Raw genomic sequence first — 14,050 nt, forward strand, 5'->3', positions numbered from 1 at the left:
CGCCCTCTTCCTCTCCTTTTTGTGCCGCGTTCTCGTGGCGCCCCGTCACTGGGGGTTCATGCGTCCCTGGCGTGGGGGGGGGCGGCGCCCTTTACCCCCCGGCCGCCCCACCGCTCTTTCCCCTCTCTATGCGCGTAGAGTCACCGAGGACTCTTGCGTACGCACCCGGCCGGAAGGATTCCCATGGACGCCATCTCCGTCATCCGCACCAAGCGGGACCGAGGCGAGCTGACCCCCGAGCAGATCGACTGGGTCATCGACGCCTACACCCGCGGCGAGGTCGCCGACGAGCAGATGTCCGCCCTCGCCATGGCGATCCTGCTCAACGGCATGAACCGCACCGAGATCGCCCGCTGGACCGCCGCGATGATCGCCTCCGGCGAGCGGATGAACTTCGACGCGCTCTCCCGCCCCACCACCGACAAGCACTCCACCGGCGGCGTCGGCGACAAGATCACCCTGCCGCTCGCCCCGCTGGTCGCCGCCTGCGGCGCGGCCGTACCGCAGCTCAGCGGCCGGGGCCTCGGCCACACCGGCGGCACGTTGGACAAGCTGGAGTCCATCCCCGGCTGGCGGGCCCACATCTCCAACGCGGAGATGCTGAACGTCCTCGACACCACCGGCGCGGTCATCTGCGCCGCCGGTGACGGGCTGGCCCCCGCCGACAAGAAGCTGTACGCGCTGCGCGATGTCACCGGCACCGTCGAGGCGATCCCGCTGATCGCCAGCTCGATCATGTCCAAGAAGATCGCCGAGGGCACCGGCGCCCTCGTCCTGGACGTCAAGCTCGGCTCCGGCGCCTTCATGAAGACCATCGAGGACGCCCGCGAACTGGCCTCCACCATGGTGGCGCTCGGCACCGACAGCGGCGTGCGCACGGTCGCCCTGCTCACCGACATGTCGACCCCGCTCGGCCTCACCGCGGGCAACGCCCTGGAGGTCCGCGAGTCCGTCGAGGTCCTCGCCGGCGGCGGCCCCCAGGACGTCATCGACCTGACCCTCGCCCTCGCCCGCGAGATGCTGGACGCGGCGGGCCTCAAGGACGCCGACCCGGAGAAGGCTCTGGCCGACGGCTCCGCGATGGACGTCTGGCGCCGCATGATCTCCGCCCAGGGCGGCGACCCGGACGCCACGCTCCCCACCGCCCGCGAACAGCACGTGGTCACCGCTCCCGCCTCCGGCGTCCTGACCCGCCTGGACGCCTACGACGTCGGCGTCGCCGCCTGGCGCCTCGGCGCGGGCCGCGCCCGCAAGGAGGACCCGGTGCAGGCGGGCGCGGGCGTCGAACTCCACGCCAAGCCCGGCGACACCGTCACCGAGGGCCAGCCCCTGATGACGCTGCACACGGACACCCCGGAGAAGTTCGACTACGCACTGAAGGCCCTGCCGGAGTCGTACGACATCGCCCCGGCCGGCACGTCGTTCTCGCCGCTGCCGGTGGTGCGGGAACGTATCGCGTAACGGCCCAGGACACACAGGCGGGGGGCGCCCCCCCCCGGCGGGGGGGGGGGGGGGGCCCGCGCGGGGGGGGGGGGGGGGGGGGGGGGGGGGGGGGGGGGGGGGGGCGCCGGTGGGCCGCCGGCGCGTGCCTAGCTCTACCCTTCCCACACCCCCCCCCCCCCCCCCCCGCCGCGCCCCGGGCCGGCCGCCGCCGCGCCCCCGCCCCCCCGCCGTCATGCGTGGGGTGAACTACGCGCGAGCGACCGTCACTTGCCCAGGTACGCGCTGTAGATCTTCACCGACGAAGTGTTGCCCTTCTTGTCGGTGACCTTGGCGGCGAAGGAGATCGCCTTGCCCTTGGCCGGGTTCTTGACGGTGATCTTCCCCTTCTTTACCGTGACCTTCTTCCAGGTCTTGCCGCCGTTGTAACTGACGTACGTCTTCAGTGACTTCAGGTTCTTGCCCGCAGCAGCACCGTGCACCTTCACCGGCACCGGGACGGTCTTGCCCGCCTTGGCCCGGCCGGCCGCGCTGCCGGCCGGGGTGAACCGGACCGTGGAGACCGGGAGCGCGGTGTACTCGGTCTTCTTCGACGAGAACGTCCAGGACGCGTCCACCCGGGTGGAGAGCGGGCTGATCTTCGTGCTGTGCTTGACCGAGGTCGACAGCTTGTACGCCGCGGATCCGGCCGGGACCTTGAAGGACTCCCCGCCGTACAGCGGGTCGTTGTTCTGGCCGATCTTCTTGCCGTTGCGGTACAGGACCGTCTTGGCCGACGAGATCTCCATGGAGCCCTCGTTGCCCTGGCCGTCCGCCAGCAGCGGGAGGTATCCGCTGATCTCGTTGCCCTCACGGGTGACGCCGAAGTCGTCGTTCACCAGCGGCTGGAACACCCCGGTGTTCACGGACTTGCTGGAGGACTTGCCCGCCTTGTACGCGGCTTCCGGGCCGACGAAGTAGTTCGCGTCGTACGTCGGGAAGCCGTCCTCGTCGACCGCGCCCATCTGGCTGAAGTCGAAGGCCCAGGTCGCCTTGTCGGCGGTGGAGAGGTACAGCGTGCGGGTGCCGGGCAGCTTCTGCTCGATCGACCCGGCCACACCGCTTTCCGACGTGGGCAGGAAGCCCCAGGCGGTGAGCTCGCCCTTCTTCTTCGGGGCGGCCGCGCCCAGGGTGAACGTCACCTTGGCCAGCTGGCCGGTGGTGAACTTCCGGTCGTAGCCGGTCGCGAGCTGCTTGACCTTGCCGCCGACCGCGATGTCGTACTCGGTCGAAGCGCCCTTGGTCCACATGCCCGACCAGTGCTGGGCGAGTGAGCCGTCCGTGATCTGCGGACCCACGTGGAGCGTGCGGAAGTGGGCCGGCGAGTCCATGATCCAGCCGAACGAGACCCCGTCGCTCTTCGATTCCACCGAGTAGTCCGGCGAGAACAGCTGGCCCTTCGCCTTGGCGTCCGGCAGCGTGATCTTCACCGGCTTCGCCTTGCGGGCGTCGAACGTCAGCGAGGTGTTCTTGGTGACCGCGACCTTCGGCTGGGCGATCCAGTCCACGCCCTTGTCGAAGTCCTCCGGGTGACCGTAGACCGTGGAGTTGACCACGTACGTGCCCTTCGGCACCCGGATCTTCGCTGTGCCGTTCACGACCTGCGGGCTCAGGAACGAGCCGCCGACCTTGTCGTTGAGGCCGTAGAGCGTGCTGTCCGCGTAGGGCGCCGGACTGCCGTCCCGGCCGAGGTGCTTCACGGTGAGGTCGTAGCTCTCGACCTCACGCTCGACGGCGGCCGCCGTGCGCACGGTCTGCCCGCCGCCGGTCGCCACCACATAGGCGGAGTAGGTGCCGTCCGCCGTGCCGCCGATCCGGGTGTCGGCCGTCAGCGTCGCCTCCGCGGTGCCGCCCGCGGGGACGGTGACCTTGTCCGCGCCGAGGGTGAAGAAGCCCGCCGGGGCCGGCTTGCCCGCCGGACCCGTGCCCGTCACCTTCAGATCGAGGGTGACATCGCTCGTACCGAGGTTGCGGTACGTCACCTTCTCGGCGACCGGGACGTCATCGGTGTGCGGCCACTGCTGCACGCCGAAGCTCACCGAGACCGGCTCCGCGACGACGCTCTGGGCGATCGCGCGGTCCACCTGGATCCGGCCGGAACCCTGCTGGAACGGGTTGTACGCACCGGGCTTGGTGGACCCGGTCAGCGCGCCCTTCAGCTCGGCGTACGTCCAGTCGGGGTGCTGCTGCTTGAGCAGCGCGGCCGCGCCCGCGACGTGCGGGGTGGCCATCGACGTACCCGAGATGGTGGCGTAACCGGCGGGCTTCTCGCCCACCTCCTGGGCGATCAGCGAATCGGACGGGATGGCCGCCGTGGTGTCCACGCCGGGAGCCGTCACGTCCGGCTTGATCGCACCGTCGCCGATCCGCGGACCACGGCTGGAGAAGTCCGCCAGCTTGTCCTTGTCGTCGACCGCGCCGACCGTCAGCGCGGCGTTCGCGCTGCCCGGCGAGCCGACCGTGCCCGCGTCGTCGCCCTCGTTGCCCGCGGCGATCGCGAACAGGACGCCCTTCTCGGCCGACAGCTTGTCGACCGCCGCCTCCAGCGGGTCCACCTCGGGGGTGTCGGGTCCGCCGAGGCTCAGGTTGACGATGTCGGCGCCCTGGGCGACCGCCCACTCCATGCCGGCCAGGATGCCGGAGTCATCGCCGTAGCCCTCGTCGTCGAGCACCTTGCCCGCCAGCAGCTTGGCGTCCGGAGCCACGCCCTTGAGCTTGCCGCCCGACTTCGCACCGGTGCCCGCCGCGATCGAGGCGACGTGCGTACCGTGGCCGACCCGGTCCTTCGTGTCCTTCGCCTCGCTGAAGTTCTTCTCCGCGAGGATCTGGCCCTTGAGGTCGGGGTGGGTGGAGTCCGTCCCGGTGTCCAGGACCGCGATCTTGACGCCCTTGCCGGTGAACCCGGCCTTCCAGGCCGCCGGGGCGCCGATCTGCGGGACGCTCTTGTCGAGGCTCGCCTTCCGCACGCCGTCCAGCCAGACCCGGTCGATGCCGGCCGCGGTGGTCACCCGGTCGCCGCCTGCGCGACGTTCGGTGAGCGCCTGCCAGATCTCCGGCGCGTCGGCCGTCGGCGTCGTCACCGACTCGGCGTTCAGCGACGTCAGGCTCCGGCCGACCTCGGTGCCGCCCGCCTGGCGGACCTGCGCCTTCGCGGTGCCGGCCTGCTTGCCCCGGTAGCCGACGATCAGCTTCAGGCCGTCCTTCTGGGCCCGGAGGTTCTCCGGACGGCTCAGCTCGGTGACGTCGAACAGCCGCCGGTCGAGCTTGCCGGAGACGACCAGCCGGTGGGCGTCGGCCGGGATGAGGAGGGCGTGCCCCTTGATGCTCATCCGCTGGACCGGGATGTGCTCCCGCCCCTTCGCCGGCCGGAAGGAGACCGGCTTGCCCTGGGCGTTCACGGTGACCCGGTCGCCGGTGACGAGGGTCAGCTCCCGCACGTCCCGGTCCTTGGCCTGCACACGGGCGCCGGACGGCCCCCGCTGCTCCGGCTGGGCGGCGGCGGGGCTGACCATGCCGGCCGCCAGTGCCACGGCGGCCGCTGTGGCGACCGCGGGTATGCACGCGTTTCTCACGTGTCTGCGCAACTCTCCCCCTGGAGAACTCGATGGTTCTTCACGCCGTCGGCCCGCAGACATACAGGAGAGGCGGCTGCGGCCGTCGGTTCACCGAACTAGAGGGAAAGCCGAGCACGTTGGTTCACAGAATCTGCACAGGAATCCGGAGATGACGCAAAAGAGCCCCCGAGTGAGCCCTTGCGAGCCTCCGCGTGAGCCTTGGTGAGCCCCGCGCGAGGGCGTCGCCGGGGCCGGGCCGATGATTTTCGCCCGCCGGGGCGGTCTGCCTGGTGTGGATGCCGAAAATCCGATCACCCTGACCGTGACCGGCCGGGTCAGCCGTGCCGTCGTACCCGACCTCTGCGCCGAACTGGAGCGTGCTCTCGCCGGCCCCCGCGGAGCCGCCCTCGCTCCGGGCGCGGCCGTGGACTGTGATGTGGGCGCGGTGATCCGGCCGGATCTGACCGCCGTCGAGGCCGTGGCCCGGCTGGGACTCGTCGCCCGCCGCGCCGGACACACCCTGCGGCTGCGCCGCGTACCCCCCGAACTCCGCGCGCTGCTGGACCTGGTGGGGCTGGCCGACGTGGTGGCCCTGGAGGAGGAGCCCGAGGAGGAGCCGGAGGAACGGGTGCCGGACGCCCACTGACGTACGGCACCGGCGCCTGCCGACCTCGCGTGCACGGGCCCGACGCATGCGGACTCGGCGCTGCGGGCCCTAGGTGTACGGGGCCCGACGCGTGCGGGCTCCGCGCGTGCGGCCCCGACGCGCGCTGCCCCGCCCCTCAGCCCGTGCAGACGTACACCCGGAGCTCCACCCCGCTCCACGTACCGTCAGGGTTCTGCCGGACCGAGCCGTCCGAGGGTTCCCAGCCGCCGGGCGGGGCAGTCGGCGTCGACCGGGACGGCTCCGCCCGGGCGACACAGGGGATCGGGGACGGCGTCGCCGCCCCGCGCTTCTGCGTCGGCCGGGAGCCGGGCCGGAGGTGGCTGCCGGCTCGCCCAGCCACTGGATCGCCCCCCAGCCGCCCGCGGCGATCACCGCCCAGGCGGCGAGCAGCACGACGGGTCTTCGGCCGCCCACTACGCGTCCGCCGGCAGCCGGTCCGGCAGGCCGAACAGCGGGAACCAGCGCGGGACGTCCAGGAAGCAGTGCATCCCGGTGATCGCCCCGTCCTGGACGTCGATGACCTGGACCGCCCACGGCACGAACCCGGACCCGTCCTCGGCGGGCTTGTAGTGGGCGAAGGCGGGGGAGCCGTTGGCCGAGACGGGCACCAGCTTGGAGCCCGCGCACGCCGCGCCGATGGAGGTCATGAAGCCCGTGATGTCCCCGGTGCCCTGCAGCCACAGGTCGAACGGCGGCATCGTCATCACCGCGTCCTCGTGGAGCAGCGCGGTCAGGGCGGCCATGTCGTAGCCCTCGAACGCCTTCACATAGCGCTCCAGGAGCTTCTGCTGCTCCTCGTCGAGCGGGTCCGCCGCGTCGCCCGCCCGGCCCTCCGTCTCGGTCAGCGTGGCGCGGGCCCGCTGGAGCGCGCTGTTGACCGAGGCCACGGAGGTCTCCAGCAGCTCGGCGACCTCCGCCGCCTTCCAGGCGAGCACCTCGCGCAGGATCAGCACGGCGCGCTGCTTCGGCGGCAGGTGCTGGAGCGCGGCGACGAACGCCAGGCGCACCGACTCGCGTGCCACGGCCGCCTCCGCCGGGTCCTGGACCGACGGCAGGATCCGGCCGTCGGGCATCGGCTCCAGCCAGACGTTCTCCGGGCGGGGGCTCAGCGCGGCCTGGGCGAGCGGGGTCGGGCCCGTCAGATCGACCGGGCGGGCCCGCTTGTTGCCCGCGTTCAGCATGTCCAGGCAGACGTTGGTGGCGATCCGGTAGAGCCAGGAGCGCAGCGAGGAACGGCCCTCGAACTTGTCGAAGTTGCGCCAGGCCCGGACCAGCGTGTCCTGCACGGCGTCCTCGGCCTCGAAGGCGGACCCGAGCATCCGGTAGCAGTAGCCGGTCAGCTCGACCCGGTGCCCTTCCAGGCGGCTGTCGATCCCGGCGGCATCGGGCTTCCCGGCGCCTGTGGCCGTCGTCGTGGTCAGATCGCTCATCGCTCCACCCCTGTCGCGCGCCCTCGCGCTGTGGCATCCGTCCCCCGGTACGTCGGAAGCTACCGCAGGCCACTGACAGTCGGGGGCGGAAAACGAACAAGGGGTACCGGAGGCCGTGGCTCCGGCCACGATCCCGTCCGGCACCCCTCAGGATGCGCCCAGCGCCTGGCGGCGGGGTCCTCAGGTCCCGGGCTTGCGCCCGTACACGTACACGTCGTCGCCGTTCTTCAGCAGTTTCCAGTATGCCTTCGCGTCGTCGGGGCGCATGTTGACGCAGCCTCCGGAGCCCGGCGGGTTGTACATGGACTTGGTGACCGAGTGGAACGCCTGGCCGCCGTCGAAGAACTGGGAGTGCGGCATCCAGACCTTGTAGATGGTCGACCAGTGCTTGATGCTGCGCCAGTAGATCTTCTTGGCCCCGGTCCGGGTCTCCGCGCCGTCCCGGCCGGTCCGCACCGGCACCGGGCCGTACTTCAGCTTCTTGCCGTCCTGGATCCAGCTCAGCTGCCGCGTCAGGTCGACACAGGCGATGCGCCCCTTGTTGGTGGGGCACTTCCCCGCCTTGTTGGGGTTCTTCCCGGCCGCCTTCTGGGCGAGCATCGTGTTCATCGTGCGCCAGGTCAGCGGACCGGCGTAACCGATGGTGGGCGTGATCCCGTGGGCCTTCTGGAACTTCTGGATCGCCTTGCAGTCGGCCGTCGACTGCTTGCCGTCCACGGGCCGCTTGAGGAACTTCTCGACCTGCTTCTGGTGCGGCCCCACGGACTTCGTGCAGGACGCCGCCTGGGCGGCGGTGCCGCTGCTCAGGACCAGGGCCGGGGCGGCCACCAGTCCGGCGACGGACAGCGCCACCCCGCGTCGTCGCAGCCGTCTGCCGGATGTCTTCGCCATGTCTCCCATGCGGCAACTCCCCTTCGCCCACAGTGGTTTTGTGGTTACGCCTGGTAGACGTACGAAGGGGAGTGGTGGTTGCGCGAGGGAGGTCTCGGTTGCGTCCCGGTCCGGCATAGGCGGAATTATGGCCTCCGGTTCAAGGGGTGCACCCGGGGGTGTCCGGGGCGCCCGGAGACGTTCAACGGGTCGCGGGGACGCTCAACGGGTCGCGCGGAGACCCTCAGCGGGTCGCCGGAACCAGCGCCCGCCGCTCCGCACGCGCCACGCGGGTTCCGTACAGCGTGATCGAGACGACGCCGAGGACCGCGAGCAGGCCGAGCGCCACCGTCGCCGCCCAGCCCCCGGCGTGGAAGGCGACCGCGCCCAGCGTGCCGCCCGCGCTGGAGCCCAGGTAGTACGCCGACTGGTACAGCGCCGACGCCTGTGCCCGGCCCGTCGTCGCGGTCCGGCTCACCGAGGACGAGGCGACCGCGTGCCCGGCGAAGAAGCCGGCCGTGATCAGCACCAGGCCCAGCAGCACGGCGGCCAACTGGTCGGCCAGCGAGAGCAGCAGTCCGGCGGCGGTCGTGGAGACCGCCAGGTAGAGCGCGCCCCGGCGGCCTAGGCGGGCCACCAGACGTCCGGCAGCGGCGGAGGAGACCGTACCCACCAGGTAGACCAGGAAGATCGAGCCGATGACGCCCTGCGGCAGGCTGAACGGCTCCTCGACCAGGCGGTAGCCGATCACCGTGTAGACCGCGCCGAACACCGTCATGAACAGGGCGCCGATCGCGTACAGCCGGACCAGCAGCGGGTCGGCCAGATGCGTGGCGACGGTCTTCGCCAGGGCCTTCGGGTTGAGCGAACCGGGGCGGAAGTTCTTCGCCTTCGGGATCAGGAAATGGAAGACGACGGCGCACGCCAGGGCGAGCAGCCCGACCGCCGCGAGCGCGGCGCGCCAGCCCCAGGCCTGGGCGACCCAGCCGGTGAGGATGCGGCCGCTCATCCCGCCGATGCTGTTGCCCGCGACGAACAGCCCGATCGCGGCGATCAGCGCCTTGGGCCGCACCTCCTCCGCGAGATACGCCATCGCGGAGGCCGGGAGCCCGGCGAGCGCCGCGCCCTGGACGGCGCGCAGCGCGATCAGCGCGCCCATCGACGGGGCGAACGGCACCAGCAGCCCGACCAGCACCGCGATCGCCAGCGACGCCGTCATCATCTGCCGCCGGCCGAACCGCTCGGAGAGCGCGCTGAGCGGCAGTACGAACAGGGCCAGTGCCCCGGTCGCCGCCGAGACCGTCCAGCTCGCCTGTCCGGCGGTGGCGTCGAACGACGCGGAGACGGCCGGCAGCAGGGCCTGGGTGGAGTAGAGGAGGGCGAACGCCGCGACACCGGCGGCGAAGAGGGCGAAGCTCATCCGGCGGTAGCCGGGGCGGCCGGGCTCCAGGCGCTCATGGGTGGAGGCCGGCGCGGCGGTGGTGGTGACGGGGGACGACGGGGCAGAGGCACCCACCACGACGGTGGATGCCCCGGTATCAGCGGGAGGCATACGTCGAAAGTAGAGCGAGACGTTTCATGCGTCCAATGCACGAAACTGCCATAATCAATCCCATGGCGCATGAACGCAGCTCAGGGCCTCGGCTGTCACCGAGCAGTTACGAAGAAGACATCCGGGCGGTCCTCGCGCCCCGCCTCGCGTACTTCGAGGCGGTCGCCCGCCACGAGCATGTGACCCGCGCCGCACACGAGCTGGGCGTCCCGCAGTCCACGCTCTCGCGGGCCATGGTCCGGCTCGAAGCGGACCTGGGCGTCGCCCTGTTCGCCCGCAAGGGCCGTACCGTCTCGCTCACCCCGGCGGGCCGCACCTTCCTCGGCTCGGCGGAACGGGCCCTGGCCGAGGTGGAGAAGGCGGCCGACTCGGTCCGGGCGGACGCCGACCCGACGGCGGGCCGGGTCTCCTTCGGCTTCCTGCACACCATGGGCTCCGAGACCGTGCCCGCGCTGATCCGCGCGTTCCGGGTCGACCACCCGCGCGTCCGCTTCCAGCTCGTGCAGAACTACGGCGAGGCGATGATCGAACGGCTCCGCGCGGGCGGCCTCGACCTCTGCCTCACCTCGCCCGTGCCCGACGCCCCCGACCTGGTCACCCGCCGCCTCGACGAACAGCGGCTGCGCCTGGTGGTCCCGGACGACCACCGCCTCGCCTCCCGCCGCCGGGTCCGGCTCGCGGAGGCCGCCGACGAGACGTTCGTGACGCTGGAGCCCGGTTACGGGCTGCGCCGGATCACCGACGACCTCTGCGCGGAGGCGGGCTTCACCCCGCGCGTCGCCTTCGAGGGCGAGGAGGCGGAGACCCTGCGCGGGCTGGTCGCCGCCGGGCTCGGGGTGGCGCTGCTGCCGCCGCCGGCGGTCGCCCGCCCCGGGGTCGTCGAGCTGACGGTGACGGCACCGCGCGCGGCCCGCGAGATCGGCGTCGCCTGGCTCGACGGACACCCCGACACCCCGCCGGTCGCGGCCTTCAAACGCTTCCTGCTCTCGCGGCGGGGAAACCTGCTGCCGGACTGAGGGAAGCAGGTGCCGGCCGAAGGGAACAGCCGCCGGACCGAGGGGAACGGGTGAGCGAGAATGGCGCGGTGAACCGTTCCTCCTCGCCCTACCCGCACCCGAAGCCGCCCGGGCTCCCGAGCCTGCAAGGCGTCATCTTCGCGTCCGTTCTCGGTTCGGTGCTGGTGCTGGCGGCGGCCATCCTGTTCGCGCTGCTGCCCGGAGCGCTCTCCGAGGCCGCCGACTTCCGGGCCGCGCGGCCGTGCTCGGAGGTCGCCGTGCCCGAGAAGGGGGACTGCCTCGCCGAGTGGCCCGCCACCGTCGTCTCCACCGAGACCGGCCGGTCGAACAAGGCCGTCATCAACTGGGTCACGCTCGACGGCGGGGCCGCGGAACCGCCGTTCAGGGTACGGATGCGGGGCGACGGGCCCGTCTGGGAGAAGCTGTCGCCCGGGGACCGGGTCGCCGTGCTGTCCTGGCGCGATGTGGTGTGGGCGGTGGAAGCGGGCGAGCTGCGCCAGGACACGACCGCCAGGCCGGGCCGCGAATCGACCGTCCAACTGGCCATCGGGCTCACCCTGCTGGTCGTCGGGACCGTCTTCCTGCGGGGAGCGGGGTGGCTGCACCGCCGCCGCGCCACCCGCGCCACGGACACCCCCACGGCACAGGTTGTCGTGGTGATGGCGGCGACCCTGCTGGCGTCCGGCATCGCCGCCGGCGCCGCCACCGTCACGGACACCGTCTGGCTCGTCCTGCTGGTCGCCGCCGCGGGATGCGCGACCGTATGGGCGGCCACGGCGCTGCTGCTACGGGGACTCGCGCGGCGGCGGACGGCCTGAAGCCGGACCGGCCCGGCGGTGGCAGCCTGTGCCGGGGGCTCGGTCGGCGGCACGCTCGCGGTCCCGGTACCCACCCCGGTCCGATGCCCCGCCCCTCAGTGCCGCAGCGACCGCCCGAACCCCGCGGCCAGCGGCATCCGCAGCCCCAGCGGCGGCGGTGCGGCCAGCGCGTCCGCGACCGGGCGGGCGTAGGACCGGGCGAACAGCGAGCCGCGCACGAAGTCGGCGGCCAGCGCGACCACTTCGGAGCGGTGCTGGCGCAACGCGTGCCCGTCGGAGTGCACCTCGAAGCGGCAGGTGTCCCGGTTGGTCTTCTTCGCCCGCTCGGCCAGCCGGTAGGACAGCTCAGGGTCGGTGCGCTCGTCGTTGGTGCCGTGCACGATCAGCACCCGCCGCCCCATCAACTGCTTCACCGGCTCCGGTTCGCCTGCCGCCGGCGCCGGCAGCCACGGGGCCATCGCCAGAACCGAGTTGACCGCCCCGTGCCCGGCGGCCCGCAACGCCGCCCGCCCGCCCATCCCGTGCCCGACCAGGCAGACCGGCACGTCGCCGTACCGCCGCTGCGCCTCGTCGGCCGCCCACGCGGCGTCCTCGGCGGGGTGCGCGTCGTCCGCGTTCCAGCCGCGACAGCGGTAGCGCAGCACGTGCACGGCGAGCCCGTCGCCCTCCCCGGCGCGGGCCAGCGAACGGGCGAACGGCAGCTGTGCCGCGTACGACAGGGTGGAAGGACGGCGGCGGGAGGCGGCCTCGCCGTCCGGAAGCAGCAGAACCACGCCGCTGACCTCGTCCGTTGCTCCGGCCGTCTGTACGGCCCGTCCCAGCCTGGCTTCGGGCAGGGGGAGTGCGCGCTGTCCCATGACAGAACAGTGTCAGAAGGACAGGTGTACTCCACCCGACTTCGCGGTCACTGTTACGCATCGACACAAGGCGCTCTACGCGCGTAGGCGCTAGAGTGCCAAGATGACGAGCCAGACCCCGAATGTCCCTGATTCCGACCAGATCCGTCGCGCCCCCAAGGTGCTGCTCCACGACCACCTCGACGGCGGCCTACGGCCGGGCACCATCGTCGAGCTGGCCCGCGCGCAGGGTTACGACTCCCTCCCCGAGACCGAGGCCGACAAGCTCGGCATCTGGTTCCGCGAGGCGGCCGACTCCGGCTCGCTGGAGCGCTACCTGGAGACGTTCGCCCACACCTGCGCCGTCATGCAGACCCGTGACGCGCTGTTCCGGGTGGCCGCCGAGTGCGCCGAGGACCTCGCCGAGGACGGTGTCGTCTACGCCGAGATCCGTTACGCCCCCGAGCAGCACCTGGAGGGCGGCCTGACCCTCGAAGAGGTCGTCGAGGCCGTCAACGAGGGCTTCCGCGAGGGCGAGCGCATCGCCCGCGCCAACGGCCACCGCATCCGCGTCGGCGCCCTCCTCACCGCGATGCGCCACGCCGCACGCGCCCTGGAGATCGCCGAACTCGCCAACAGCTACCGCGACCAGGGCGTCGTCGGCTTCGACATCGCGGGCGCCGAGGCCGGCTTCCCGCCCACCCGCCACCTCGACGCGTTCGAGTACCTCAAGCGCGAGAACAACCACTTCACCATCCACGCGGGCGAGGCCTTCGGCCTGCCGTCGATCTGGCAGGCCCTCCAGTGGTGCGGCGCCGACCGGCTCGGCCACGGCGTGCGGATCATCGACGACATCGAGGTCGCCGAGGACGGCTCGGTCTCCCTCGGCCGCCTCGCCTCCTACGTACGGGACAAGCGCATCCCGCTGGAGATGTGCCCGACCTCCAACCTCCAGACCGGCGCGGCCGACTCGTACGCCGAGCACCCGATCGGACTGCTGCGCAAGCTGCACTTCCGGATCACCGTGAACACGGACAACCGGCTGATGAGCGGGACCAGCATGAGCGGGGAATTCGAGCGGCTGACCGATGCTTTCGGATACACGCTCGACGACATGCAGTGGTTCACAGTCAATGCGATGAAATCAGCTTTCATTCCTTTCGACGAACGTCTGGCGATGATCAATGACGTCGTCAAGCCCGGATACGCCGAGCTGAAGTCGGAGTGGCTCTTCCGTCAGACCGCTGTGACCAGCGGATCTGCGGTCTCCGGAGGCTGAGGGGCACACCAGGTGAAAGGGTCGGGAAGCGGTTTCCCGGCCCTTTTTCCGCGTGTCGGGATGTTTGCGGACGGGGCGGCGGGATGGCTAGTTTGCAGAGCCGCTCACATCCCCTTCCCCAAGGATGAATTCTCCATGAAGAAGTCTGCCAAGACTCTCGGCGTCGCCGCTCTCGGTGCCGCTTTCGCCGCTGCCGCCGCCGGCAGCGCCTCCGCCGCCCCCTCGCTGCCGCTGGACGCCGCGGCCGGGGCGCTCCCCGTCTCGACGATGGCGCTCGACACCGTCGCGCAGTCGGCGCAGAACGCGCCGGTCCAGGACACCGTCGGCAAGGTCCTCGGCGGCCAGGCCACCGACGCGGCCGCCCCGGTCACCGGCCTGCTCGGCGGACTGCCCACCCAGGGCCTCACCGCCAACGGGATCCCGCTCGGCGGCTGACCGCACCTGACACGCATGTGGGGGGGGGGCGCCCCCCCCCGCGGGGGGGCCCCCCCCCCGGGGGGGGGGGCCCCCCCCCCCCCCCGCGGCCCCCCCCCCGCGCGCGGCGGGGGG

Annotated in this window: 11 protein-coding genes; 6 read left to right on the top strand and 5 right to left on the bottom strand. The window is 72.0% G+C overall.

Going from position 1 to position 14,050, the window contains the following annotated elements:
- Window positions 1–183 precede the first annotated feature (183 nt).
- Complete coding sequence (locus tag JS521_RS19970) at window positions 184–1,461, top strand: thymidine phosphorylase (protein WP_205084339.1); 1,278 nt, start codon at window positions 184–186, stop codon at window positions 1,459–1,461.
- 245 nt (window positions 1,462–1,706) lie between these two features.
- Here JS521_RS19970 and JS521_RS19975 read toward each other — a convergent pair whose 3' ends face one another.
- Window positions 1,707–5,009, bottom strand: a complete 3,303-nt coding sequence (locus JS521_RS19975) for a S8 family peptidase (protein ID WP_443732185.1) — start codon at window positions 5,007–5,009, stop codon at window positions 1,707–1,709.
- A 283-nt stretch (window positions 5,010–5,292) separates the two neighbouring features.
- Between JS521_RS19975 and JS521_RS19980 the strand changes: the two genes are divergently transcribed.
- Window positions 5,293–5,679, top strand: coding sequence for an STAS domain-containing protein (locus JS521_RS19980; protein ID WP_205084341.1), 387 nt, complete (start codon window positions 5,293–5,295; stop codon window positions 5,677–5,679).
- 434 nt (window positions 5,680–6,113) lie between these two features.
- Here the strand turns inward: JS521_RS19980 and JS521_RS19985 are convergent, their stop codons facing one another.
- From JS521_RS19985 to JS521_RS19995, 3 genes are all read right to left on the bottom strand, one after another.
- On the bottom strand, window positions 6,114–7,130 hold the full coding sequence (locus JS521_RS19985) for a sigma-70 family RNA polymerase sigma factor (RefSeq protein ID WP_205084342.1): 1,017 nt from the start codon (window positions 7,128–7,130) through the stop codon (window positions 6,114–6,116).
- 180 nt (window positions 7,131–7,310) lie between these two features.
- Entirely contained in the window at window positions 7,311–8,030 is a 720-nt protein-coding gene (locus JS521_RS19990; protein ID WP_205084343.1) for a L,D-transpeptidase family protein, read from the bottom strand.
- 214 nt (window positions 8,031–8,244) lie between these two features.
- Window positions 8,245–9,552, bottom strand: coding sequence for an MFS transporter (locus JS521_RS19995; protein WP_205084344.1), 1,308 nt, complete (start codon window positions 9,550–9,552; stop codon window positions 8,245–8,247).
- Window positions 9,553–9,614: 62 nt separating this feature from the next.
- Here JS521_RS19995 and JS521_RS20000 point away from each other — a divergent pair, with 62 nt between their 5' ends.
- Both JS521_RS20000 and JS521_RS20005 read left to right on the top strand, forming a co-directional pair.
- Window positions 9,615–10,568, top strand: a complete 954-nt coding sequence (locus tag JS521_RS20000) for a LysR family transcriptional regulator (protein ID WP_205084345.1) — start codon at window positions 9,615–9,617, stop codon at window positions 10,566–10,568.
- Between the two features lie 50 nt (window positions 10,569–10,618).
- Entirely contained in the window at window positions 10,619–11,386 is a 768-nt protein-coding gene (locus JS521_RS20005; RefSeq protein WP_307847924.1) for a hypothetical protein, read from the top strand.
- A 95-nt stretch (window positions 11,387–11,481) separates the two neighbouring features.
- On the opposite strand, the gene JS521_RS20010 is transcribed toward JS521_RS20005, so the two are convergent.
- Entirely contained in the window at window positions 11,482–12,159 is a 678-nt protein-coding gene (locus JS521_RS20010) for an alpha/beta hydrolase (RefSeq protein WP_205084354.1), read from the bottom strand.
- Window positions 12,160–12,346: 187 nt separating this feature from the next.
- On the opposite strand from JS521_RS20010, the gene JS521_RS20015 reads away from it, so the two are divergent.
- Window positions 12,347–13,501: an adenosine deaminase gene (locus JS521_RS20015; protein WP_205084346.1), complete on the top strand. Its 1,155-nt coding sequence runs from the start codon at window positions 12,347–12,349 to the stop codon at window positions 13,499–13,501.
- A 135-nt stretch (window positions 13,502–13,636) separates the two neighbouring features.
- The gene (locus tag JS521_RS20020; protein ID WP_205084347.1) at window positions 13,637–13,936 is read left to right on the top strand and encodes a hypothetical protein; all 300 of its coding nucleotides are present in this window, start codon (window positions 13,637–13,639) and stop codon (window positions 13,934–13,936) included.
- Window positions 13,937–14,050 lie beyond the last annotated feature (114 nt).

The sequence above is a fragment of the Streptomyces durocortorensis genome, assembly GCF_016901035.1.
Lineage (GTDB): Bacteria > Actinomycetota > Actinomycetes > Streptomycetales > Streptomycetaceae > Streptomyces > Streptomyces durocortorensis.

What these genes read in the sequence shown, in the direction of transcription:
- JS521_RS19970 (WP_205084339.1), top strand. Translation starts at nt 184, where the DNA reads ATGGACGCCATCTCCGTCATCCGCACCAAGCGGGACCGAGGCGAGCTG.
- JS521_RS19980 (WP_205084341.1), top strand. Translation starts at nt 5,293, where the DNA reads ATGATTTTCGCCCGCCGGGGCGGTCTGCCTGGTGTGGATGCCGAAAAT.
- JS521_RS19985 (WP_205084342.1), bottom strand. Translation starts at nt 7,130, where the DNA reads ATGAGCGATCTGACCACGACGACGGCCACAGGCGCCGGGAAGCCCGAT.
- JS521_RS19990 (WP_205084343.1), bottom strand. Translation starts at nt 8,030, where the DNA reads ATGGGAGACATGGCGAAGACATCCGGCAGACGGCTGCGACGACGCGGG.
- JS521_RS19995 (WP_205084344.1), bottom strand. Translation starts at nt 9,552, where the DNA reads ATGCCTCCCGCTGATACCGGGGCATCCACCGTCGTGGTGGGTGCCTCT.
- JS521_RS20000 (WP_205084345.1), top strand. Translation starts at nt 9,615, where the DNA reads ATGGCGCATGAACGCAGCTCAGGGCCTCGGCTGTCACCGAGCAGTTAC.
- JS521_RS20015 (WP_205084346.1), top strand. Translation starts at nt 12,347, where the DNA reads ATGACGAGCCAGACCCCGAATGTCCCTGATTCCGACCAGATCCGTCGC.
- JS521_RS20020 (WP_205084347.1), top strand. Translation starts at nt 13,637, where the DNA reads ATGAAGAAGTCTGCCAAGACTCTCGGCGTCGCCGCTCTCGGTGCCGCT.